This is a genomic window from Corynebacterium renale, from assembly GCF_002563965.1.
Classification (GTDB): Bacteria; Actinomycetota; Actinomycetes; order Mycobacteriales; family Mycobacteriaceae; genus Corynebacterium; species Corynebacterium renale.
Genome location: NZ_PDJF01000001.1, coordinates 879252 through 902603, shown reverse-complemented (window position 1 = coordinate 902603; position 23352 = coordinate 879252). Strand labels below are relative to the sequence as shown.

Annotated in this window: 20 protein-coding genes and 1 riboswitch; of the genes, 8 read left to right on the top strand and 12 right to left on the bottom strand. The window is 59.6% G+C overall.

What is annotated here, in order from left to right; all coding sequences use genetic code 11:
* Positions 1–4: 4 nt before the first annotated feature.
* The 6 genes from ATK06_RS04270 to ATK06_RS04245 all read right to left on the bottom strand — a co-directional run bounded on the left by ATK06_RS04270 (position 5) and on the right by ATK06_RS04245 (position 7789).
* Positions 5–1471 carry an SLC13 family permease gene (locus ATK06_RS04270; RefSeq protein ID WP_098388895.1) on the bottom strand — a complete coding sequence of 489 codons (1467 nt, stop codon included), beginning with the start codon at positions 1469–1471 and terminating at the stop codon, positions 5–7.
* Positions 1468–2472 (bottom strand): phytochrome family protein, encoded by a 1005-nt coding sequence (locus ATK06_RS04265; protein WP_053072873.1) that lies wholly within the window; start codon positions 2470–2472, stop codon positions 1468–1470. The genes ATK06_RS04270 and ATK06_RS04265 overlap by 4 nt, the downstream gene beginning before the upstream one ends.
* 289 nt (positions 2473–2761) lie before the next feature.
* Positions 2762–3940, bottom strand: a complete 1179-nt coding sequence (locus ATK06_RS04260) for an ATP-binding protein (protein ID WP_098389393.1) — start codon at positions 3938–3940, stop codon at positions 2762–2764.
* Positions 3941–4024: 84 nt separating this feature from the next.
* Positions 4025–5257 carry an MFS transporter gene (locus tag ATK06_RS04255; RefSeq protein ID WP_048381190.1) on the bottom strand — a complete coding sequence of 411 codons (1233 nt, stop codon included), beginning with the start codon at positions 5255–5257 and terminating at the stop codon, positions 4025–4027.
* Positions 5258–5628: 371 nt separating this feature from the next.
* Positions 5629–5838 (bottom strand): LPXTG cell wall anchor domain-containing protein, encoded by a 210-nt coding sequence (locus ATK06_RS04250; protein ID WP_098388894.1) that lies wholly within the window; start codon positions 5836–5838, stop codon positions 5629–5631.
* Between the two features lie 217 nt (positions 5839–6055).
* A complete protein-coding gene (locus ATK06_RS04245; RefSeq protein ID WP_231913558.1) occupies positions 6056–7789 on the bottom strand; it encodes an RNA-binding domain-containing protein in 1734 nt (577 codons plus the stop codon).
* A 948-nt stretch (positions 7790–8737) separates the two neighbouring features.
* A riboswitch (TPP riboswitch) is annotated at positions 8738–8832 on the top strand.
* Here ATK06_RS04245 and ATK06_RS04240 point away from each other — a divergent pair.
* From ATK06_RS04240 to ATK06_RS04215, 6 genes are all read left to right on the top strand, one after another.
* Positions 8821–10344, top strand: coding sequence for a bifunctional hydroxymethylpyrimidine kinase/phosphomethylpyrimidine kinase (locus ATK06_RS04240; RefSeq protein ID WP_169916245.1), 1524 nt, complete (start codon positions 8821–8823; stop codon positions 10342–10344). Its footprint overlaps the riboswitch before it by 12 nt.
* Positions 10344–10997: a thiamine phosphate synthase gene (locus tag ATK06_RS04235; RefSeq protein ID WP_048381276.1), complete on the top strand. Its 654-nt coding sequence runs from the start codon at positions 10344–10346 to the stop codon at positions 10995–10997. Before ATK06_RS04240 ends, ATK06_RS04235 begins: the two co-directional genes overlap by 1 nt.
* The gene (gene thiO / locus ATK06_RS04230) at positions 10988–12127 is read left to right on the top strand and encodes a glycine oxidase ThiO (RefSeq protein WP_048381186.1); all 1140 of its coding nucleotides are present in this window, start codon (positions 10988–10990) and stop codon (positions 12125–12127) included. The genes ATK06_RS04235 and thiO overlap by 10 nt, the downstream gene beginning before the upstream one ends.
* A complete protein-coding gene (thiS, locus tag ATK06_RS04225) occupies positions 12112–12315 on the top strand; it encodes a sulfur carrier protein ThiS (RefSeq protein WP_048381183.1) in 204 nt (67 codons plus the stop codon). The genes thiO and thiS overlap by 16 nt, the downstream gene beginning before the upstream one ends.
* 1 nt (position 12316) lies before the next feature.
* Positions 12317–13108 (top strand): thiazole synthase, encoded by a 792-nt coding sequence (locus tag ATK06_RS04220; RefSeq protein WP_048381182.1) that lies wholly within the window; start codon positions 12317–12319, stop codon positions 13106–13108.
* Entirely contained in the window at positions 13105–14208 is a 1104-nt protein-coding gene (locus tag ATK06_RS04215) for a ThiF family adenylyltransferase (RefSeq protein ID WP_098388892.1), read from the top strand. Before ATK06_RS04220 ends, ATK06_RS04215 begins: the two co-directional genes overlap by 4 nt.
* Before the next feature lie 360 nt (positions 14209–14568).
* Here the strand turns inward: ATK06_RS04215 and ATK06_RS11310 are convergent, their stop codons facing one another.
* Positions 14569–15285, bottom strand: coding sequence for a hypothetical protein (locus ATK06_RS11310; protein ID WP_197712611.1), 717 nt, complete (start codon positions 15283–15285; stop codon positions 14569–14571).
* 117 nt (positions 15286–15402) lie between these two features.
* A complete protein-coding gene (locus ATK06_RS04205; protein ID WP_048381180.1) occupies positions 15403–16167 on the bottom strand; it encodes a YfbU family protein in 765 nt (254 codons plus the stop codon).
* Positions 16168–16542: 375 nt separating this feature from the next.
* On the opposite strand from ATK06_RS04205, the gene ATK06_RS04200 reads away from it, so the two are divergent.
* Positions 16543–16773 carry a helix-turn-helix domain-containing protein gene (locus ATK06_RS04200; RefSeq protein WP_231913559.1) on the top strand — a complete coding sequence of 77 codons (231 nt, stop codon included), beginning with the start codon at positions 16543–16545 and terminating at the stop codon, positions 16771–16773.
* Between the two features lie 544 nt (positions 16774–17317).
* Here the strand turns inward: ATK06_RS04200 and ATK06_RS04195 are convergent.
* The 3 genes from ATK06_RS04195 to glf all read right to left on the bottom strand — a co-directional run bounded on the left by ATK06_RS04195 (position 17318) and on the right by glf (position 19928).
* A complete protein-coding gene (locus tag ATK06_RS04195) occupies positions 17318–18058 on the bottom strand; it encodes a trypsin-like serine protease (RefSeq protein ID WP_111704121.1) in 741 nt (246 codons plus the stop codon).
* Positions 18059–18254: 196 nt separating this feature from the next.
* Entirely contained in the window at positions 18255–18734 is a 480-nt protein-coding gene (locus ATK06_RS04190; RefSeq protein ID WP_048381175.1) for a phosphatase PAP2 family protein, read from the bottom strand.
* The gene (glf, locus tag ATK06_RS04185; protein ID WP_098388890.1) at positions 18735–19928 is read right to left on the bottom strand and encodes a UDP-galactopyranose mutase; all 1194 of its coding nucleotides are present in this window, start codon (positions 19926–19928) and stop codon (positions 18735–18737) included.
* A 128-nt stretch (positions 19929–20056) separates the two neighbouring features.
* Between glf and ATK06_RS04180 the strand changes: the two genes are divergently transcribed.
* Positions 20057–22054, top strand: a complete 1998-nt coding sequence (locus ATK06_RS04180) for an N-acetylmuramoyl-L-alanine amidase (protein WP_231913560.1) — start codon at positions 20057–20059, stop codon at positions 22052–22054.
* 56 nt (positions 22055–22110) lie between these two features.
* On the opposite strand, the gene ATK06_RS04175 is transcribed toward ATK06_RS04180, so the two are convergent.
* On the bottom strand, positions 22111–22980 hold the full coding sequence (locus ATK06_RS04175; RefSeq protein ID WP_048381173.1) for a Cof-type HAD-IIB family hydrolase: 870 nt from the start codon (positions 22978–22980) through the stop codon (positions 22111–22113).
* Positions 22981–23352: the final 372 nt, after the last annotated feature.

The following is a 23352-nucleotide window of genomic DNA, read 5'->3' as shown; positions in this document are numbered from 1 at the left end:
TCCTTTACATAAAGAGGGGAAGGCCAAGAACAGGCCAGATCAGAAAAGCGAATGCGGCGATGACCGCAACGTGCATCGGCGCCAAGAACGCGGCGATTTTCAGCAGGTCACGAGTGTTGTAGTTGGGGTCTTCCTCATCGCCGAGGAAGATTGCCAAAGGCTTCGCCGACGCCGGCAGCGTGTGACAGAACCCAGCCGCCGCCGTCGAAATGAACGCCGCCGCCACCGGGCTCACACCCGCGGCCGGGGCCATCGCCACAACCAGCGGCACCAGCACCGCCGAGCGCGCCGACCGCGACTGGATCACCAGATGCGCCGCCGTGGACACCACGATCACCAACAGCACGAACACCCAGCCCGGCACGCCCGCCGGGATCCACGCCGTGAGCAGGTTCGCCGCCCCCGACACGCTCAGCGCATGGGACAAAGCGATGGTGGCCGTCATGAACAGCAGCAACGACCACGGCACCTTCTTCACCGTCTTGCCCAAATCCTGAGTGCCCAGGTACGGGGAAGTGATCAGCAGGGCGCCCAACACCGCGACCATCGCAGGCGGGATGCCGTGCACCCCTTCGGTAAACCACAGCAGGACCGCCACCGCCAGCACGAAGACGGCGCGCGTCTCCTTCGGGCTGAGGCGGCCGGCTGCTGGGCCGGGGTTCGCGCCGCCCAGCGCCTCCCGCGTGATGCGCAGCGTTTCGCCGCGCTGGGCGCGAGTACTCAACACGCGGAGGATGATCTCCGCCGCCAAGTGCGAAGACACCAGCGCCAACGGCAAACCCAGCAGCATCCACTGCGTGAAGCTGAAACTGGCCAGGTCCGCGCCCTCCAGAATCTGGTTCGTAATCAGGTGCGCGCCCGCCCCAATGAGGCTGGCCACCGCCGAAAACAACACCACCGACGGCAACGCCAACGCCAGTACTCGCGACAGCCACGCCGGCACCACCGGCTGCAACGCCACGAACACCGGAAGGATCAAAGCCGCGCGCCCACTCGTCGCGGGTACCGCGAACGCCGTGCACACCGCAGCCAAAGTGAGCAGGTGCACGAGCACGCGCGGGCTGGTCACCCCGGCGGATAGGTACACCGCCACCCGGACCGCCAAACCTGACGACGTCACCGCCGCGGCAATGATGAACGCGCCGATAAGCAGCCAGACGGTGTCGTCGCCAAGCGGGGCAAAGAGCGCCTCCACATCAATGACCCCGATAAGCACCAGGGCGCTGGCGGCCAGGAGGGCCACGAACGTGTCCGAGATTTTCGAGAACACCCACAGCCACACCGCGACCGCGAACACGCCAAGCGTGGTGCGCGCATCGGCCGCCACGCCCTCCGGGTACGGCGCCAGCCACACGGCCGCCACCGCTACCGCGCCGAGGCCCCGCGCAATCAGACCAGGCAGGCTGCGCTGCGGTTCCTCAGGCGCGGGCGCGACCGTGGAGGTACGGTACGTTGTTCCAAGTTCCGTCACTGCTGGTCACCCACAACTTCCACGCCCGGCAAGTCGATGCCCACCGTCGTGCCCGCGCCCGGCGTCGACTCCGCCCAAGCAGTGCCACCGTGCGCGTCGGCGACGGGACGCAGGTCCTCGACCACCGCATCCACGGCCTTCGGCTCCGCCCCGACCGCCGACTCCTTCACCCACAACGCAACCCCCGCCCCACGAGCCTGCGCCCCAACCTGCACCGGAGCAGAAAGTTCAGCACAGAACTCCGCCGCCGCACCCAACGCGCGCGCCAACTCCGGCACATCGGCGCGCACGAGCACCGGCTCCGCAGCCGCCGCCTCGACAGGAAGGCCCAGCTCTTCACACTGCTTCACGACGCCACCAAGCACCACATCAGCGCCCACCACCGGAAGCTGCGCAGACCTTCGGCCCACCTGCGGCAAGATACGACGCACCAAAAACCAGGCCAGAAGGGTGCTCAACGCCAGGGCGACCACACTGATCGTCGTGATAGCACGCAGGTCATCCGCCACGCCGGCGCGCGCCGTATCCGTATAACGAGCCACCACCAAATGCCCGCCGGGGACGTCAACCCTGCCCCAGTGGACCGGGTCGCCGGAGTCGCCGTGCGCGATCCCGCTATGCTGCTCCCCCTTCAGGATCGCCTGCAGGTTCGGATTATCCGCCTTGAGCATCCGGGGACTGTTCTCCATCTGGACGAGCCGGTACCCCTCCGCGCGGCGGGGTTCCTCCAGCACGCCGACCAACGCCTCATCCTCGCCCGGGATCTGGCGGGACAAGTACACCGCAAGGAGGCGTTCCGCGCTCCCAAACGGCTGCGACGTTTCCGGGTCCACCCCCTGCTCAGCGAAGGTATGAAATTCTTCGGTCTCCTGGACGACATCATGATTCGCGTCATCCGCCACGCCCGCGAGCATGACCGTGCGCGTCGTCAGGATAACGGCCAGGAGCGTCAGGGCGGTGAGCCCGACGAACCAGCCGATGATGCGTTTACTATGTGCCATGCCTCCATGGTCGCGGGCCAATGTAAAACCACGATGAAACCACTATGAGAGTTCTTTCATGTGGGTGGCGGCTGAGCGCGTGGGCGTGGGCGGACGCGGGGCGTGCTTACGCGGGCCGGCTGGGGGCGCGATACAAAATCTACATTTTGCAGTGTTTACCTACATTACACCCGCTGGTCGCATTTTTCTGGAGACTGCAGAATGTCTTTTTCGTATCACGCGGGTGCCACCTATGCAGAAATATAGTGCCGTATCCGAAAAATCAGATACGGCACTATATTTCACAATATTAGGAACTAGGATCTTCAGTCCGGCGAATGTAATCCGCCATTCCAGGCACCGTAAACTGCACAAGTCCATGGTCAGGGGCAAAAATTAGCCCCTTTTCAATAAGGTGCTTCCGGTTGCTACTCAGCGAGCTAACACTTACCCCGAGATAGTCGGCGATTTCCTTCGTCGGCACAGGATCAGCCCCTACCTCTGCCATCGCCTGCAGGTAACGTTTTTCACCCGGCGTGGCTCGTTCCCAGCGGCTCGGAAAGAACCCAGAATCTAAAGCTTCAGTACCTTCGACGATCGCTAGCTGTGCATCATTTTCTGTAAAAGGCGAACTGGGTGCCAGGTTCCAAATTGCTTTTCCGTATTCCTGCAGGAAATAAGGGTAATTAAGGGCGGTACCTATCAGTTTTGTGAGCGCTGCATCGGTATAACCGACGCCTTCGCGTGCCGCTGGTTCCTCCAAAGCTGCAGCGGCAGCCATGTCATCTAACGCTCCGATTCGTCGGTACTCAAATAGGCGTTCGGAGTATGAATGCGATTCCGCCAACTTCTGTGGAAGCGTGGGAAGGCCCGCACCAAATACATAGAAGGGCAATCCCTTTTGGCCGGCTTGATGCTGCGCGGTGATGATTGCAGACATGAGCTCGGGGTCGAGGTCCTGCATCTCGTCAATGAAAAACGCGATTGCTTTCCCGTCTTTTTGCGCAGATTCTGCAACTCCCAAGACAAGTTCCTCTATATCCATACCGATGTCGCCGGAGTCCGAAATACCCTTTTGCGCAGGCGCCCCCAATGCCACATCCACGCCGCCGACATGTAAGGCAAACGATGTGATGACCGGAAGTGCTTCTTTAAAATGCTGCCATTTGCTGCGCAGTGAGACTTTCCTAGCGCTCAGCGCTAGTTCTTTAGCCAACCGCGCCCTAATCCTGTTCTTCCCCGCCTCGTCTGCCCGCGCTTCAAACTGAACTATGAGCCAATCGGCTTGCTCGGCGCGGGCGGACATCTCGTTAAGAAGAACCGTTTTCCCCACACCACGTAGACCACTAAGAATTACGCCACGATTGTGTAAGCCACGCCCCACACGCGCGATGATTGTATCTATGAGTTGTAGTTCAACTTCACGTCCCGTCAAAGCAGGCGGCCGCAGTCCGGCGCCAGGCGAGTAGGGATTAAGCGTTTGATCCATAGCCGACAGCATACCCCACCTATGCAGAAATATAGTGCCGTATCCGAAAAATCAGATACGGCACTATATTTCAGAATATTCCCCCTAACGGCGTGGCCCCGGCAGGTGCGCGCGCCACCCAAGTACCACGTTGACCAGGCAACATACGGCCAGGACAGTGCCCGCGAGGAAGAGGGCGGTGAATCCGACGTATGGCGCGAGTGCGCTGAACGCCATCGGAATGAAGAAGCCGGTGTAGGACACGGAGTAGAACACGGCTGTCAGGCCGGCGAGTTCTTCCTCACCGGCGATGCGCTGCACCTCAGACAGGCCAGCGACGAGTGCAAGTCCGTAGCCGGCACCCATCACAGCGGCGCTTGCGATACCGACCGGCAGCGATAAGGTGTGGGCGGCCACCGCCCCCAATGCCGTACCCACGGTGATGACGCCCATTGCTACAGCGGAGGCGCGGGCGGACCGGGAGGTGTCGATAAGCTTGCCCACCATCTGGATCGCCACACCGCAACCGAGCGTGATCACCGTCATGAGTCCAGAGAACGCGATGGGGACGCCGTGCGCGGAATCCGACAGCAACTGTGGCAGCAGGGCGTACGCCGCGCCCGCACAGCCGAAGACCCAGGGGGCGACCGGCACGACGATGCGCACGAAGCGACGGTGCGCCGCCGACGGGATGTGCAGCATCTCGAGCATGTCGCGAACGCGCAGTTCCAGGAACGTTTCCTTGACCGTACCCAGGCGCGGCGGGCGGGTCTCAGGCGTTTCCATGAGCCAGATCGCGGACCCGACGGTGAGCAGAATATGCAGGATGTATGCGGTGTGCGTGGGCCACGGACCCCACTGGGCAAGCACGGACGCTAGGGCCGCGCCGATGAGGAAGCCAATGGTCAGCGAGAGCGAAGCGCGTTGCGGCCCGGAAGCTGGGTCGCCGCCAGACTTGGTAATAAGTTCAGAGACCCACGTGGACCCGACGGCCATCACGATGCCCAGCGCCAACCCGCAGAGCACACGCCCCGCCGCGATGACTAGCGGCTCATTGGGGCCGATCGACAACAGGAACGAACCCAACAGCGACAGCGGCGCGGCCGGAAGCATGGTTGGCCTGCGGCCGATGTGGTCGGACAACGGGCCGGAGATCAGGAGTGCGGGAATGATTCCGAGCACGTACGCCGCCAACAGCCCATTGACGGTGACTTGCGAAAAGTGCGATTGTTCCCGGTACATCACCAGGAGCGGGGTGAACTCGTTGCCTCCCCAGGCGACGGCCACCATACTGCCAGCAACAGGAAACCACGAATGCTTGTGGATTGGTTTAGGCATGAATCTATAGTGCTCCTGTGTTTTAATCAGTCCAAATCTGCCCGTTTCCTGTGGGAATTTGCCCGGGTGAGCATGAATATAATCCCCGCTTTTATTGCTTCTCGACGTCCACCTCCCCCACCTTTCCCCGCACACCCGAAGCGTTCGTGGTGGTGGAAAGTCGTGATAAATCCGCAACGGGATGCTTGCAGAACCGCAACGGGTTGTTTGCAGAACCGCAACGGAGTGGTTGCAGAACCGCAGCATAAAAATACCCAAACGTCGACTACCAGGTATTTTGATTAAAATATGGGCACAGAGGCTAGAGACGGTAAATAGTAGGAAGCGGTGTTCATGACGAACACCGCTTCCTTCGTTAAATCGCGTCGGCTTTATGCCTTCCTGCGAGCCAGGAAGATACCGCCACCGATGATCAGCAAGCTGAGTGCAGCTTGCGTCCATACATCGATTCCACCAGTCTTGGGGAGTTCACACTTGCGGATGTTGGCCACAATGGCGTATTCACCAGCGTCCAGCTGTGCATTGCCTTTCAGCTTCCAGTTCGTAGGTTTTCTCGACGTTGCCGCGATTGCCCCAAGCACCTTTGGGCAATCCTATATTCAGCATCCCAGCGCAGAAGTAGCTTGAGACCACGCAATCACAGCCAGCGAACCACCCGCATTTCCCCAGGAAGTTGTTTCGAGCCCCATCTTCACACCCTAAAAACAACTCCGAAACAACTATTCAACAATTACCCCTCCAAAAAAACATCGTTTCTGCAGCTCACAATAGTTGTTTGGAGTTGTTCGGAGTTGTTTTTTATTTCGCGATCCACCTCGTACCAGGCCCCCGCGAAGGGCCACTAGGATCAATCTGGGCTTGACCTAAGGTACGCAGATGGCGGAGATAATCAGTTGCCTCTTTTCGGGCGATTCCGAGGCGTTCGCTTATCTCCGTAGACGATACAGATTCGCCACTGTCCAATTTTTCACGAATCCACTCCTGGGCAGACACAGCAGCTATCTCTCCATTGCCCAAAATCCCCATCACCTTCTGGGCTTTTCCGCTCAATACCCATTCCCTGCTCTGGCCCACCGCCTCAAGCAGGCCACATTCTTCTAGACCTGCCATGAGATCTTTACATTCCAGGGCACCGATCTGCGTCTGAGCACATACAGTTCGCTCCGTTATCATCGGCGAACTCCACAGGTGCCATAAAATGATGAGGACGTTGACGCTTTCTACAACTTCGGGGCCAAACACGCTGGACAAATCAGATAAAGCGCGCACAAATTCGAGGTCGGGTTCACCCGCAGCCAAGATAACTTCTACATGCGTTTCTGTTGCGTGGACTTCCGGCACGTCACGTCCGGTCCTAATCATCGACGCCCACATGCGGTCGAACCCGCGTGAGCTTTCCTCTGCTAACCCCAACATGCGCATCGTCGCCATGAGCCGTCCATTACGCGGGATAGAGCGGGTGGTCAGCAGGTTTTGTTCAGTCACTCCTATCGGGAGAGGCCCAGGCGACCATACTTTGAGCAAGCGAGCCGTTTGGTCGACGACCACCGCATCATTGATTCGCCAATCTCTATGCACTAGCGCATTGATGATTACTTCATCAATAGCCTGGGCAGGGAACCGAGGAATGGGAATTTCTTGCCCGTTCGCAAAACTCACACGGCCAATTTCGGTGTCAGCGTTTTCTTCCATCTTCCGTCGTAGGCGGGGAAGATCTACCAGTAGTGGGCCGGAGTATTCCTGTACTTGGGGGTCTGCTCCCGGGAAAGTTCTCCACAGATGCCGTACCGTAACCACTCCCGGGGGACGTTGGGCGAAAAGTATGTCGGCTGCGCGTTTAGGGGAACCGTTAGCGTCGAGGAGTCCAAGCTCACGCAAGAGGCCGGTGGTTGTTTCCGGAACATGGGCTGTTTCTCCAGGACCTTCTCGTCGTATGCGGAGAAGCCTTCGCGCTTCCGCGATGACATCTGGACTGTAATCTTCAACTGTGGAGGAACTTACCCGATTGGAAAAATCGGGATTCCTGCGCTCAAAAGCAAGCGCTTGACGTTCTTCATCACTAAGTGGCTCACACTTACTGCCAATTCTTTTACTTGCCGCGCCACTTTGGCGGCTGTACACGTCGAGCGCCTCTGGAACATACACCACAAGCACACGAACGTCGCCGAGCATCACCGGAGTAACATCAACACGCATATTTGGCTTAGTTCGATTAAAGATTTTTTTAGCCACGTCTTCTTCATCAAGATCAGTGCCTAAAAACGCCTCGGGCCCTGCCTTTTTATCCGCGATGCCAACGACGATGTAGCCACCAGACGCTGGCCCATTAGCCATACAAATTGATTCTTCGATGAGCTTCTCGATGATTTCTGCGCGCGCATTTCTGCCTCGCGACTTTTCATTCAACGCAGGATCCTCTTTAAATTCCAAGACCGTTGACTCTTGGCTATCGGCAGTTGCGCCTTCATAGATGCTGATGAGCGCATTGCGCACAAGATCCGGCAGGTGAGGGCTATCGAAGCTCAAATCCATAATGACAGCATACATTTCTGCAGGAAGTTGTTTTTGCACTCGATTCCGCACCGTAAAAACAACTCTGAAACAACTACCCAACAACTACCCGTCCGATAAACAGCGTTTCCACAGCTCACAATAGTTGTTTGGAGTTGTTTAGAGTTGTTTTTTATTACGCCATCCAACGCCTCCCAGGACTCGGACGCTCACCTCAAACCGCACCGACAAGCTCTGCATAATTACCGGATACCCTTAATATCCCAGGCCGCAAGCACGCCTCACTGCAATTCCGAACCTGGTAACTAAGTCTCACGTTGCCAGGATGTGGCGTTGGCCAGAAATTGGTGCCTGAACTCGCCGGAATCCCACCGGACGGGATAATCCGAGGCGCGCGTGCGCGCCTCGTTCCGGTTCACGTGTTCTCCGGAAGGGGCCTGGGCAGAAAAGGACCGGCGCAGGAGCGCCGGGCTGACTATTGCCATCCGGCTTGGTGGCGCCACGCTTGTAAAAGTGCAGGTCGCGTTCTTGAGTCGCATCCTTGACTGACATCCTTGACTCACGTCTTGTATACGCCAGGTCGCGCTCCACGGTCGAGCTTTCGTGACCTGGCGTATACAAGATGCACTACAAATATTCACACTAAAGACCCCGCTAACACCACCAGCCCCAAGGGTCACACACCAGCAACAACAGCAGCACCGCCAGCAACACAAAATGTGACCGCCAAGAAACATGCGTTCACCGGCCCAAACACGGCGCCAACCAAGTCAGCGAAGCATGCCTAGACCCGCATACTTACTAGCTGTGATTAATATCCCAGGTCGCACCCACCCGGAAACCCACCCGTGACCTGGGATATTAAGTCTGGCTGGTAAGGCCAGCCGGAAACGCCAGGAAAACGCCCAGCGCACCCACCAAAAAACCATCCCCATCCCCACACCGCACCCCCCTTTGCTATGCTCGCAGTCACGTGACACGGGGTGCCGCACACGTGGCTGAGATTACACCCGTCGAACCTGCTCTAGTTCGTACTAGCGAAGGGATAGTCCTTGCATACTTATACTTTTGTACCCAATTCCGGCCAGAATTCTGGTTCCATTCCGCGCGTTCTTTCCATCGCGGGCACTGACCCCACTGGGGGTGCGGGTATTCAGGCGGACATCAAGTCGATCACCGCGGCGGGCGGTTTCGCGTATAGCGTGACTACGGCGCTCGTCGCGCAGAACACTACGGGTGTGCAGGAGATTCATACTCCGCCCGTGGATTTCCTCAAAGCCCAGTTGCATTCGGTGGCTGATGATGTTGCCATCGACGCCGTCAAAATCGGCATGCTCGGCACCACCGAAATCACACAAGCGATCGCAGAGTTCATTGCCGCGATCCCGTGCCCGGTAGTCCTGGACCCTGTCATGATCGCGTCGTCTGGGGATAGGCTTCTCGACGCCCACGCCGAGGCAGCCGTCCTGGACCTAGCTAAGCATGCGGATCTGCTTACCCCGAACCTTCCTGAGCTGGCGGTTCTCGTGGGCGCGGAACCCGCAACCACCAAGAAGGATGGCATCGCGCAGGCCACGAAGCTGGCCCGGCAGTTGAATGCGCACGTCCTTATGAAGGGTGGCCATTTCACCGGTGAGGCCGCCGATAACGCCCTGGTTAGCCCGGATGGCGCGGTGACGGATGTGCCGGTCTACCGGGTGGATACGGAGAATACGCACGGTACGGGCTGTTCGCTGTCGTCGGCGATCGCTACGCGTTTGGCTGCGGGTCACACGCCGGCAGACGCGGTGCGGTGGGCGTCGCGGTGGCTGCATGAGGCCATTTTGCACGCCGATGACCTGCACATTGGTACCGGTCACGGTCCGGTTGATCACTCGCATACGGCGCGTCGGATGGTCAGGCAGGCGTCGCCAAGCACCTGGGCGCCGAGCACGTCCGCACCGACCGAGCCGATCCTGCCGGCGGCGGGCCCGTACACACAGCAACTGTGGGAACGCACCGCAGGTTACCTGACCGATACCCTGAACCTGCCGTTTATTCAGCAGTTGGGCGCGGGCACGTTGCGCACGGAGGATTTCCTGTTCTACCTGCACCAGGATTCCCTGTACCTGGGCAAATACGCTATCGCGTTGACGCAGCTGGGTGGCCAGTGGGCGCAGGACGCGAACAATGCGATTGCCGCTGAGCATGAGATGCAGGCAACCTGGCTGAAGGGTCGCCAGCCTGCGACGATGTCGCGCGTGACGCAGGGCTATACGGACTTCCTGCTGGCGTCGGTGTTTTCCCGGGAGGCCGCGGTGGGGCAGGCGGCGGTGCTGCCGTGTTACTGGCTGTATTACGAGGTCGGGGCGCATTTGGAGGCGCAGAACCACCCCGAGCACCCGTACCATAACTGGCTGGCCACGTACGGTGGCGAGGAGTTCAAGGCGTCCGTGACGGGTGCGATTGCGCGCGTCGAGGAAGCGATAGCAGCTTCTCCGGAACTCTTCGAGGACGCGCTGCACGCCTTTGACCTGGCATCGCGCTTCGAGGTGGAGTTCTTCGCCCAGGCTGACACGGCGTGGGTGGTGCGCTAATGCATGACCTGGATCTGCGCTGTTACTTCGTTACCGGACGCCTGCCGGACACTAGCGGCGAATTCGAACAGATCGCCCGCATCGCGGCGCAGGCGGCGGCCGGCGGGGCGGGCGTGGTACAAGTTCGCAGCAAACCGATCACGGTGCGCGAGCTCACTGACCTGGCTATTCGCGTCGCCGCCGCAGTCCACGAGGCAAACCCCGGCACCAGGGTGCTTATCGACGACCGCGTCGACCTCGCAGCCGCCCTCATGGGAGAACACCACATCCACGGGGTCCACATCGGCCAGGATGACCTGCGCCCTGACCTCGCCCGGAAAGTCCTAGAACCGGAAGCCATCATTGGCCTGACCACCGGCACCCTGGACCTGGTGCGCGGGGCGGCCGAATTCGCAGACTGCCTGGATTATGTGGGGGCCGGCCCCTTCCGGCCCACGCCAACGAAGGATTCCGGGCGCCCACCCATCGGCCTGGAGGGCTACCCCGAATTGGTAGCAGCATCTCCGGTTCCGGTTGTGGCGATCGGTGACGTGCACGCCGCCGACGCTTTAGACCTCGCGAAAACCGGCGTGGCCGGTGTAGCAATCGTGCGTGAATTCATGCACTCCCCCGATCCGCAAGCAATGGCAAGGAATATTGTCGCATGCTTTTAGAACGCAGCTTTCCACACGTGATCGTCGGCGCCGGGATCATCGGCCTGAGCACCGCCTTTGAGCTTTTCAGCCGGGGCGTACCGGCCACGGACATCGCCATCATAGACCCCGCCCCGCGCAGCGGCGCCACGTTTGCTGCCGGCGGTATGCTCGCCCCCTGCGCGGAGGTGCAGTACAAGCAGGAACCCCTCTACCCACTCATGGTGGAATCGGCGCGCCTCTACCCCGACCTAATCACCCGCCTGCAGGAATACACTGACCAAGACCTGGGGTATCGCACCGAATCCACGTTCGTGGTAGCAGCCGACCGCGCCGACGCCACACACCTCAAAGAACTAACCACGCACCAGCAAGGCCACCTCTTCGAGGTCGAACGCCTGACGCTACGCCAGGCGCGGGCAAAAGAACCGGCGCTGCACCCCCAGCTGGCGGGCGTTGTGGAAATCCCGGGCGACCACCAGATCAATCCGCGCATGTATTCGGCCGCCCTCCTCGCGGTTCTCCAAGAGCGGGGGGTGGCGTTCGTCGAGAAGCAAGCAACAGCACTGAACCGCGAGGACGGGCGCGTGACCAGCGTTGAGTGCGGGGATCTGCGCGTGGACGTCAGCGATACCGCCTACCTGTGCAACGGGCTGGGCGCGGCGCAGGTCACCGGCTGGTACCCCGGCGAGAAGAACCCGCTGCAGCTGCGTCCGGTGCGCGGCGACATGCTGCGCCTGCGCGTGCCGGAAGGCCAGGAGCCGCCGGTGGGGCGCGTGATTCGCGGTTTCGTGGAGGACCGCCCCATTTACATCATCCCGCGCACGGACGGCACCATCGCCGTGGGCGCAACCAGTCGCGAGGACGCGCGCCGCGGACCGGCAGTCGACGGGGTGTTCACGCTGCTTCGCGACGCCATCCGCATCGTCCCCGGCCTGGAAGACTGCGAATTTATCGAAGCAATTACCGGCGACCGCCCCGGCACCCCCGACGACATGCCCTACCTGGCGTTATGGGGCGAAAACCTGGTGATTTCTACCGGCTATTTCCGGCACGGAATCCTACTGTCCGCGCTCGGGGCGCACGTGGGCGCGGACCTGGGCTTGAACCGCACGACCGAATATACGGAGGCATTATGGACATCACAGTAAATGGGCAGGCGCGCAGCGTCGCTGAAGGCCTGAGCGTAGCTGAGCTCGTGGCGGACGTAACCGGCGCCGGGCAGCCGCAAGGCGTCGCGGTTGCCGTGGATGGCGCCGTGGTACCCGCCAGCAAGTGGGAGCAGGTGCTCTCAGATGGGGCGGTAGTTGATATTCTCACCGCGGTTCAAGGAGGCTAAAGTGCTCAGCATTGCAGGCAAAGAATTCGAATCCCACCTGGTCATGGGCACCGGCGGGGCCACCAGCTTCGATATCCTCGAGCAATCGCTCAAAGCCAGCGGCACGCAGCTGACCACGGTAGCGATGCGCCGCCACAGCGCCCACACCCAGGGCGGGGAATCCATTTTCCAGATGCTCACCCGCCTGGGCATCGACCTGCTGCCCAACACGGCCGGCTGCCGCACCGCCCGCGACGCCGTCCTCACCGCCCAACTCGCCCGCGAGGCCCTGGGCACAAACTGGGTAAAGGTCGAGGTCATCGCCGACGAGCACACCCTGCTCCCCGACACCACAGAGCTTCTCGACGCCTGCGAAACCCTCGTGGCCGAAGACTTTGTAGTCTTGGCGTACACGTCGGACGACCCGGTCGTCGCGAAGCGCCTGGAGCAGGTGGGCGTGGCTGCGGTCATGCCACTCGGCGCGCCGATCGGCACAGGCCTGGGCATTTTGAACCCGCACAACATCGAATTGATCTGCGCCCGGGCGGAGGTTCCCGTGCTTCTCGACGCCGGCATCGGCACCGCCTCCGACGCAGCCCTTGCCATGGAATTGGGGTGCAGTGGTGTGCTGCTAGCCAGCGCGATCAACCGCTGCCAGGATCCCGTCGCAATGGCCCACGCCATACGCCACGCTGTCGAAGCCGGGCGCCTGGCTCGTGCGGCGCAGCCGATCCCGAAGCGCACCCACGCCGAAGGGGCGCTGGCGTCCTCCTCCTTCGAAGGGCTGGCAAGCTGGGCGGACCAGGTCCTATGAGCCTCCCCGACAACGAACTACGCCGCGTCGCCCGCCAAACGCTCCTGCCCGGCTTCGGACTCCCACAACAGGAGGCCCTCCACAACGCGCACGTGCTCATCATCGGCGCAGGTGGCCTGGGGTGCCCGGTGGCGCAAGCCCTCGCCGCAACCGGAGTGGGAACTATCAGTATCATCGACGACGACACCGTCGACCTAACCAACATCCACCGCCAAATCCTGTTCACCGCCGCCGACGTCGGCCGCCCCAAAGTCGACGCCGCCGCCGAGCGCCTCCGCGGGCACCAACCCGGCATCACCGTCAACCCACTCCGCGAACGCCTCACCGCGGAGAATGCCGTCGAGAAAGTCGCCGGGGTCGACCTGCTTATCGACGGCTCCGATACCTTCGCAACCAAATACCTCGCAGCAGACGCTGCAGAACTGACCGGCACCCCACTGATCTGGGGTTCCGTGCTGCGCTTCCGCGGCGACGTCGCGCTGTGGTGGTCCGGCGGTCAGGCCGGCCGGGGCGTGGGCCTTCGCGACCTCTACCCCACCCAACCCGATCCCGCATCCGCGCCCGACTGCGCAACCGCCGGTGTGCTGGGCGTCACCACGAGTGTGGTCGGCGGACTCATGGCCACCGAGGCCGTGAAATTTCTCGCCGGCATGGACTCCGTGGTGCCGGGGCACTTGCTCATGTACGACGCCCTCAGCGCCAGCATCCGCCAGTTCCACGTTGCCGCCGACCCGGCGCGCGAGCTTGTGACCTCCTTGGATGCGCACTTCGGGGCTGGCCCGGCGTGTGGTGTGAGCTCCGGCGTGTTATCGCTTTTGGACAGCGGTGCCGCGTGTGTACTGGACGTCCGCGAACCCGCCGAGCGTCTCATCGACCCCATCCGTATTGATGCACCAGTCTTGGCGCTACCCACCTCTATCTGGGAGCGTGACCCCTTCGCCGTCGAATCACTGCTGGCCTCCGTGCCGAAGCACGACGTTGTAGTGGTGTGCGCCTCTGGAGTGCGGTCGCAGCGCTTCGTCGACGCGTTCGCCGACGACGCCACCGCGCGCGGCCTCCGCCTGTTCAGCCTGCCCGGCGGTGTACAGTGCCTGAAGTGAGGTTCACCCCGCGGCGGCCCTGCGGCGGCAACTGCGGCGGCCCTGCGGCGGCCCGGCAACTGTGGCCCTTTACACTTGGAAAACTGCTGGTCAGAAAAGTGTGAAATAGTGAAGTTTTCGCAGTGTGACTGCAACAGTCTTCAAAACTCCTGGCCGCCGGTTGGACTCTCACAATCCTCGAACGCACAAATCTACAAATTTTGTAACTTTAAAGCGTAAAACTAGAACTCTTCGACACATAACTTGTAAAACAGCTGGTCAGAAAATTGCACTGGTCCAACGTAACACTCAAATGCAGTATTAGACTCTGCGCTTTGACAAGATTTTTCTATCGGCACGCACCATACGAATGACGGGTTACTACCAAAGTTTCCTCGGATCCGCTTGCGCTACTCTGCGCACGTTTCTGCCGTAGCTAACCCAAGAAGGATACGCAGTATCGATTGCACTTAGAACGGAGATCACGTCGTTTAATCGGCTACGAACGTTGACGTCGAGGAGATTTTCTTGATGTGATACTCGGTTGCGCAATTGAGTTATCCGCTCAAACTTCTTACCAATGTTCTCACGTGACTGGTCGCTCGGTGCAACATTAGGAAAAGCATTGCACAGGCCTTTTTCCCACAAGTCCCTCGCGTTGTCACGTAAATCTGGATGCGCTTCACCCAAAAGGGTTGACCAATTGCCTAACGAGAACTGGGCAATGACATCATCATGCGTGATGGGCGCGCCTTTTCGATCATGGCCTCGAGGTCGGCGGATAGAGGCTTTACGCGCATGCCCTCTCGCAATCATCATCGGACGGTGAAAAATCGAGTATAGAAGGTCTCCAGATTGGTGCTCAAGTGCCCATTCGCTATGGCCACAGTCAGAGAGATTCCATTCTCGGAGTGCTCTATCCATAGAGTTACGTGTCAAAACCTCGAAGTCTGAGAGTACAACATAGAACGCGCCCCCTAAATTTGTATTCCATCTATAAAGGCAGGAAGCTCGATCCATGTCTCCACCAGCCTCTAAATAGTACCTCTCGAAACGCGCAGTCCCGAGCATGTTTTCTAGCTTTCCTTTGGCTTCCATCTGCTTTGACGCTATCCTTGCGTCGTGAGCGTCAATGTAGGTTGGCGCACCATACCCCACGACCCCGAGCCTATGCTCGGGGTCGTTGTTTATTCCCCTGCAGGGCCACTGGCTCGACTACTCATCTTTCAAAGCCGTGTCACTACGAGCTCCACCCGCCATGAGAGTAGTTCTAATTTCATCAACATCGAGGTGACCTCTGCTACCTCGCACACTTACCTCTCTCCAAATAGGTTTGAAGGTAGCCAGCATCCGGCGGTAAGTCGGCAGCATTTCGCAATGGGAATTCCCATCCGTTTTTTCCACGAAACCACGCTGCTCTTCCCAGCGACCCGAGGCAATAAGAAACCGCACATAGCTTCCCAATTTGGATTCTAGGTTGTTATTGCCGTCGAAGCCCCGAAATTTGCCATAATATTCGGCGTCAGCCAATCCCAGTCCCTGCCAGCCCGTATCGCCGAGTGATTCAACACTGCTCTCAAGCACTCGGAACATATCCAATATGTCCCACACAAGTTCACAATCAGCGACGCTCAGTTCCGCCTCAGCTTCGGGAAGGATACTGGAGTATTCGCCAGAAAATCCTTTATCAAGAACCTGAGCAGCCATCTTCAATCGTTCCTCATCATAGAACTCTGCTGGAAGCTTTCCATTTACAGCAAGGATCGTCTGTACTTGCAAGCGAAGCATCCCTCTTTCAAATGGGCTCAGTGATAATTCCGCTTCAGCCATAGTTCGATCGTTGGACGAACTTACCTGACCAATACTGCTTTCAATTATTTGGCGCAAAAAGTCGCTTTGTGTTGTACCCAGCGCTCTCGCCTCATCGATGATGACCTTCTTCAAATCGCTTGGGATGCGAATCGTTATAGAATCAAGCATTAAATACCTTCCTATATTACTGTCTTACATATATAGCATACGCGCTTACACTGACATCAATACTGAAATTTTTGGTTGGCGATTCACCGCATAAACAAGCCACCTGAGGCTACATAGATGAGTACTCCCCAAATGGAATCGAGACTCTGAAGTAGACTGTTTTGCTCGCACACGATTCGAGCAATCACAGCAAGGCATCCTCGAATCCTCGACAAAACAGAAGGTCTCCGGACCCCTTAACCCAAGCCAAGGCACCTGTCAGCCCAAACCGGCACGGTCGTGCCGAATAGCTACTTTTTGTTCGCGAAAAGTGTTAGTCTGCGGGAAACCGGCACGTTCGTGCCGAATATATATTTCAGTGGCCGGAAGGTAAGCGTGAAACAACATTCAGGCATCGGTGCACAAGCTCGCGAACAGCGGCGCGCCATGAACCTCACCCAGGAGGACGTCGCGGAGCTGGCGCTGGTATCCGAACGCTTCATTCGCGACTTCGAACAGGGGAAAACTACAGTCCGCATGGATAAAGTCGAGGCTGTGCTCAACGTGCTCGGCCTTGACCTTGCTGCCGTGCAGCACATCCCGGAGGCCCTGCGCCGATCGCCTTAGCGACTTGAACTTAACACCTAACTTCACACATGTGTTGAGTAAGTGGGAAGCTGAGTGGGAAGCTCGCCCTCGAAAATTACATTTTGCCAGCTAAACACACCCTTTCGAACTTAACACCCAACTTCACACATGTGTTGAGTAAGTGGGAAGCTGACGTCTCTCGAACCATACGGAAACGTCAAAATCATCACACCTGGCCGATAGGCCACTACGGCAAGACCTGTGCACTTATCTTTAGCCTCAGCCACTGCCGGTACAGAAACCATCGATGTCTAACGTTTAAACAACATAGCTGGTTATTTTGGCCATCAAAACAGCTGAATCGGTGACCGCGCCTATCAAAGATGCTAGTCAAACACTCATACTAAGAGCGACGTCCCAACGCTGTGGAAAGTGAATACGCGGTAGGAAAGTTCCGAGGGCCACACCCTAAAAAGGCAACCAGCTAGGGCGACGAGATTGGATACAAATTTAATAGTTTTTCGGCGATAACATGTCACTGGTATTTCTTTTACTACGTGCTGTAACAGCACGGAAAGCAGGCCTAAAAACCGGTGAAGAAAGTGCCCTTATACACGCCGTCTACGAGGTATGAGCCGTTATGAATACCGACGAACCCACCACCATTCTCAAGCCAGACAGGTCCGCCCGAATCGCCGGTGACCGACCACCGACCGCCGCTTTCTGTGGTACGGACGGTACGAACGAATGCGTCATCGTGAAGATGGCTGATCGTGCCACAGCGGGTCGCCTTAGCGACGCGCCCATACGTGCACACGCGCGTGCCAGGGGAAAGGTAGCTGTAGTCAACTATTGAATCACCGGAGTAGACGTTAGCGCCAGCGATAACATCATCGTCAAGGGCAATGGCTACAAGGTCCGACTCTTTAGCGGTGTAGGACAGATACGGGGTGCGCCCCTGATACTTCTGCGGGTGGACAGTCTCGCCGATACGACGCCCGTCCGACGTACGGATTTCTACACCGATGTAGTTGGTGTCTGTGGGATCGCCCTCCTGCGCACAATGGCGCGCAGTGTAAGCAACTTTTCGGGGCCCATCCACATATCCGATGGTACATTCGATATTCTTTTGCCAGAGAAAGCTCATTCCCTGGGGGCTGGTAATACCCATTCCTTGAGAGACAGTGACGGGTCCCGCAGCAGATGACGAAGAGCCTGTAACTGGCCCGCTAGAACCCTCTCCGGACCCAAAAACAATTCCCAGAACGGCTACGATGATGGAAATAAGGATTCCGATGATTGATGTCACGCCGTCAAGTTTCATATGTAAGGTGTCTTTCAGCCAAAGAAAATGAAAAGTAGGTCTTAGGATATATCAAATCATATGGTAAAGCAGCATTAGCTACGCCATACTATTGAATAACTTCGGTTGCCCAAAAGTGGACAAAAGGCCCTCTACGTGTCGAAATTCGACACATCCGATAATCAGAAACTCTCCAGTTAACACCAAACCGAAGCCTTCAACGACCCTCGCGATACGAAATCCGCCCCCACAACCGCATAACCAGCCGGCACACCACATACGCAACTACCGCGCCCAAGATCCAGCCGGCCACGACGTCGCTAAGCCAGTGCACGCCTACGTAGAGGCGTGTCCACCCGATCACCACCGCATGCACCACAGCGAGCGCGATCAGCCAGGGCCGGCGCGTGACCAGCGCGATCCCTACTAAAGCGCCGGCGGCGGTTGCGTGCCCGGAGGGGAAGGAGGCGTTCGTTTCGATAATCAGCGCTAACTCTTCGGGTGGCCGCTCGCGTCCGAAAACGCGCTTGAGCACAGTGCAGCTCAGCGAAGCGGCAGCCACCCCGACCAGCGCGCCGACTCGAAAGCCGCCGGGAGCCCGGCGCGCCAACCCGACGGCAACAAGTACCCACAGCAGGTTGAGCTCGGGGGAAAACAGGCCGGTCCATAATATGACGGCCTGGTCAAAGACGGGCACTTAGTGGCCACGCTCCTGGGAAAGCGCCACGCCGTCTTCGAAGTATGGGACCAGCTTGTTGTCGAACATGGTCAGTGCGGATGCGATGGCCATGTGCATGTCCAAGTACTGGTAGGTGCCTAGGCGTCCGCCGAAGAGTACCTTGTTGTCGGCTGCTTCGGTGGCGGCGAGGCGTCGATAAGCTTCTAGCTTGGCGCGGTCTTCTGGGGTGTTGATCGGGTAGTAGGGTTCGTCGCCCTGCTCAGCGAAGCGGGAGTATTCCTTCATGATGACGGTCTTGTCCTTGGGGTACTCGCTGCGCTCCGGGTGGAAGTGGCGGAACTCGTGGATGCGGGTGTAGGGGACGTCGGCGTCGTTGTAGTTCATGACCGGTGTGCCCTGGAAGTCGCCGGTGTTCAGAACTTCCTGTTCGAAGTCGAGGGTGCGCCAGCCCAGGTGGCCTTCGGTGTAGTCGAAGTAGCGGTCGAGAGGGCCGGTGTAGACCACGGGGGCGTCGGGGTTATCGGCGCGGATGGCGTCGCGGACCTCGAACCAGTCGGTGTCCAGGCGGACCTCGATGTTTTCGTGCGCGGCCATGTTTTCCAGCCACGCGGTGTAGCCCTCGACGGGGAGGCCTTCGTAAGTGTCGGTGAAGTAGCGGTTGTCGAAGGTGTAGCGCACCGGCAGGCGGGAGATGATGGAGGCGGGCAGGTCGGTGGGGTCGGTTTGCCACTGCTTGGCGGTGTAGTGCTTGATAAACGCCTCGTAGAGCGGCTTGCCGATCAGTGCGATGCCGCGTTCTTCCAGGTTAGTGGCGTCTTTCGGGTCCATGCCTGCGGTCTGTTCTTTGATCAGTTCGCGGGCTTCGTCGGGGCTGTAGTAGCGGCCGAAGAACTGGTTGATTAGGCCAAGCCCCATGGGGAATTGGTAGGCGGTGCCGTCATGCATCGCGAAGACGCGGTGCTGGTAGCCGGTGAAATCGGTGAACTTGTTCACGTATTCCCACACCCGCTCATTGGAGGTGTGGAAGAGGTGAGCGCCGTATTTGTGCACTTCGATGCCGGTTTCTGGTTCGGCTTCGGAGTAGGCGTTGCCGCCGATGTGGTTGCGGCGCTCCACGACGAGCACCTTCTTATCCAGTTGGCTAGCTGCGCGTTCTGCGACGGTCAGGCCAAAGAAGCCGGACCCTACGACGATCAAATCATATGAGCTCATGGCAGTAAGTGTAGCGGTCCACTTCCCATGACACACGGTGCCACTCTCCTACCATTAACCACACGAATGCACTACACTTGCCAGCGGTTAACTATTTTCACATTAGTCACACCTGCATCATGGACGGGGTGACAGATTCAGGAGTACGCACCGTGCAGCAGAAACGCCGCCTCACAGCAGCCCGGCCGAAGCCGGTCGCGGCCACCGTGCTTGCCGCAGCACTGGCCGTCACCGCAGCATTCGGGGGCAACAAAATCCTTAACACCGACGGCCCCGACGCCGGCAACATCGAAGTCCTCAACGAATCGGTCTCATTCGATTCCGGTAACAATGTGCTTGTCGACGACCCCGCCATCGCTACCCAAGGCGACGGCTCAGAAGGAACCGCCCGCACTGTCAAGGAATTCACCCGCGAGGAAGAGTTCAGCCAATTCGCCCTCACCTGGTACGGCGAGCGCGACATCGCAGCCTTCGTCCGCGCCGAAATGCCCGACGGCTCCTGGAGCCCCTGGTACGACATGGACCCCCAGGACTCCGGGTACATTAACCCGAATGGGATCAACGGCACCGAGCTGATTTACCACGAGCCCACCCACAAGGTGCAGGTCTCTACCGCCAACATCGACTATGCCGGCGCCGAAGAAGGAACCGACGTAGACCTGCCCGACACAGAGCAGCCAGCCGAGGAAGCTCCTGTTCCGGCCGAGGCCCCTGCTCCGGTGAACTACGACGACATCAAACCCGTCGCGGATTCCGACACCGGCATCAGTGCCGTATTCATCGACGGCAACGCCGAAGAAGGTGGCATCGCACCCGTCCAATACTCCGACGCCTACGGCATGCCCAAGGTGGTCTCCCGTTCCGGCTGGGGCGCAGGCGCAAAGAACTGCAGCGTCGATTACGCGGAACCAGTCAGCGCGATCACGATTCACCACACCGCCGGGTCCAATAACTACACGCCAGCTCAATCCGCTGCGCAGATGCGCGGCTACTGGAACTACCATGCGAACACTTTGGGCTGGTGCGATATTGGGTACCACGCGCTCGTCGATAAGTATGGAACCATCTACGAAGGCCGCGCCGGCGGCATGAACAAGGGCGTCATCGGCGCGCACGCAGGCGGCTTCAACTCGAATACCTGGGCAATCTCGATGATGGGCAACTACACCACCACGGCCCCATCCCAGGCGATGCTGAAGTCGGTGGGCGAACTCGCCGGCTGGCGCGCCTCGGTGGCCGGGTTCCACCCGCAAGGCAGTGGCACCCACTACTCCGAAGGCTCCAGCTACACCTTCGTACCTTATGGTCAGGCAAAGACGCTTCCGAACATCTTCGCGCACCGCGACGTCGGCTACACGACGTGCCCCGGCGACGCAGCGTACGCGCAGATGGGCACGATCCGCTCCATCGCAACGCAGAAGTACAACGCCATCAACGCTGGCACCGCCGGCACCACGACTACAACCGCAACGACGACGACCACCCCACCGGCCGTCTCCAACCAGGTCACGACGACGACCACCCCGCCGCCAGCCCCGAGTGGGACGCCGAACGTGGCGCAAAGCTCCGCGCCCGGTGGCCTGAGCCTGTCGGGCATCGTCAACGCCATCCAGAGTGGCGACGTCGCTGCCATCGCCGGCGTCGTGGGAACCATCGCTGTCGTCGCGTTGACCTGGGCCGTCAAGAACGGCCACCTGGACCTAAGCAAGCTTGGGCTCAACGGAAACACCGAAGTTCTGGGCGGGGTCTCGCTCAAGGACATCCCGCCGGTTGTGGATAAGGTGGCGGCGTTCTCCAGCGACTCGCAGCTCTCCCAACTGTGGTCCCACAACCGCGGCACGCTCGGTCACGTCCTCGGCGCAGCCCGCGGCCCCGTCGGAGAAACCAGCCAAGGCGTGGCCTACCAGGCTTTCGATAACGGCATCATGGTCGGCAACGAAGCAACCGGACCACGAGCACTCTGGGGAGCCATCGGCGACGCCTGGGCACAACAAGGCTTCGACCTCGGACCCCTTGGCCTTCCACTCAACGAAGAACACCAGTGGAACGGCCTGATCAAAGTGGACTTCCAAGGCGGCAACATCACCTGGAACCCCGAAACCAACGAGGTCAAAATTAACCGCTAGCTAACCCAGCACGGTGCAAGCCCCGGCGTGAACATTCACGCCGGGGCCTCCTGTTTCTAGAACCACCATTCCAAGACTTCGGCCACCCCGTTTTCATCATTCGTCGGGCCCACGAAATCCGCGACGGCCTTCACCTCCGGGTTCGCGTTGCCCATTGCCACGCCAAAGTTCACCCACTCCAGCATCTCAATATCGTTGGCCATGTCCCCGAACGCCACAGTGCGCTCACGCGGGACGTCATGTAATTCGCACAACGCACGCACGCCGAGCGCCTTATTCACGCCCGGCACCGCCACCTCCAAGAGGCCCTCATTCATCGAATACGTGACATGCGCCTGCGCCGGATCAATCCACGGCGCGATAATCCGGTGCATCTCCGGGGCCGTCATATCCGGATTGCGCAAAAGGAGCTTCACCGCAGGCTGCGACGTAATCTCTTCATCCGTCTCCACCGCAAAACCGCCGGCAGCCCACGTGTGCACGTACTCCTTGGTCACGGCGAAGCATTCCTCATCGGAGGCAAACGCATCCGCCCCGACCCTTTCCACCGCCAGGGCGAGGGAGCCGGAGGTGGCGTCGTATAGCGCCTTCCGAGCTTGCTTAACGACGTCCCGCATCGTCTGAGGGGCCAGCTCATGGCGCGTCACGATCTCCTCCGTCGCCGAATCGAACATGACCGCCCCATTCGCCGTGATGCACACGGGTCGGAACGGCAGCTGATCCAACACCGGGTACAACCACCGGTGCGGACGGCCCGTGACCAGCGCAATCTCAGCGCCCTCGCGACGCGCACGCATCACCACGTCCCGCAGCCGCGGAGTGACGCGGTCCGCCGACGTAATGAAAGTGCCGTCGATGTCCGAAGCGATGAGCAGCGGTTTCTCGGCGGGGCGCTGCGCAGGGGTCGGGGCCGTAACAGGTTCCATGCCCCCACCCTAGCGCTTTGGTTGCTCCGGCGGGCGCCACCAGTGCACACGCGATGGTTCGGGGGTTGGGGCGGCTCGCGTTTGCTGCATAATTATGAGCTGGCCTTAATATCCCAGGTCACGCTTGGGCAGCAGGATGCGTGCGACCTGGGATATTAAGCCTGGCTGCTAAGGCTAGCGTTTTTGGGGTGGCAGATGTGCGGAAGATCGGCCACTGAAGCAGCCGGCAGCTGACCGGATGGGATAATCCGTGGCGCGCGTGCGCGCCTCCTTCCGGTTCGCGTGCTTTTCGGGGGAGGCGTGGGCAGAAAAGGACCGGCGCACGGGCGCCGGGCTGACTGTTGTCTGGCGGCTGGGGGCGTTGCGTTTAAA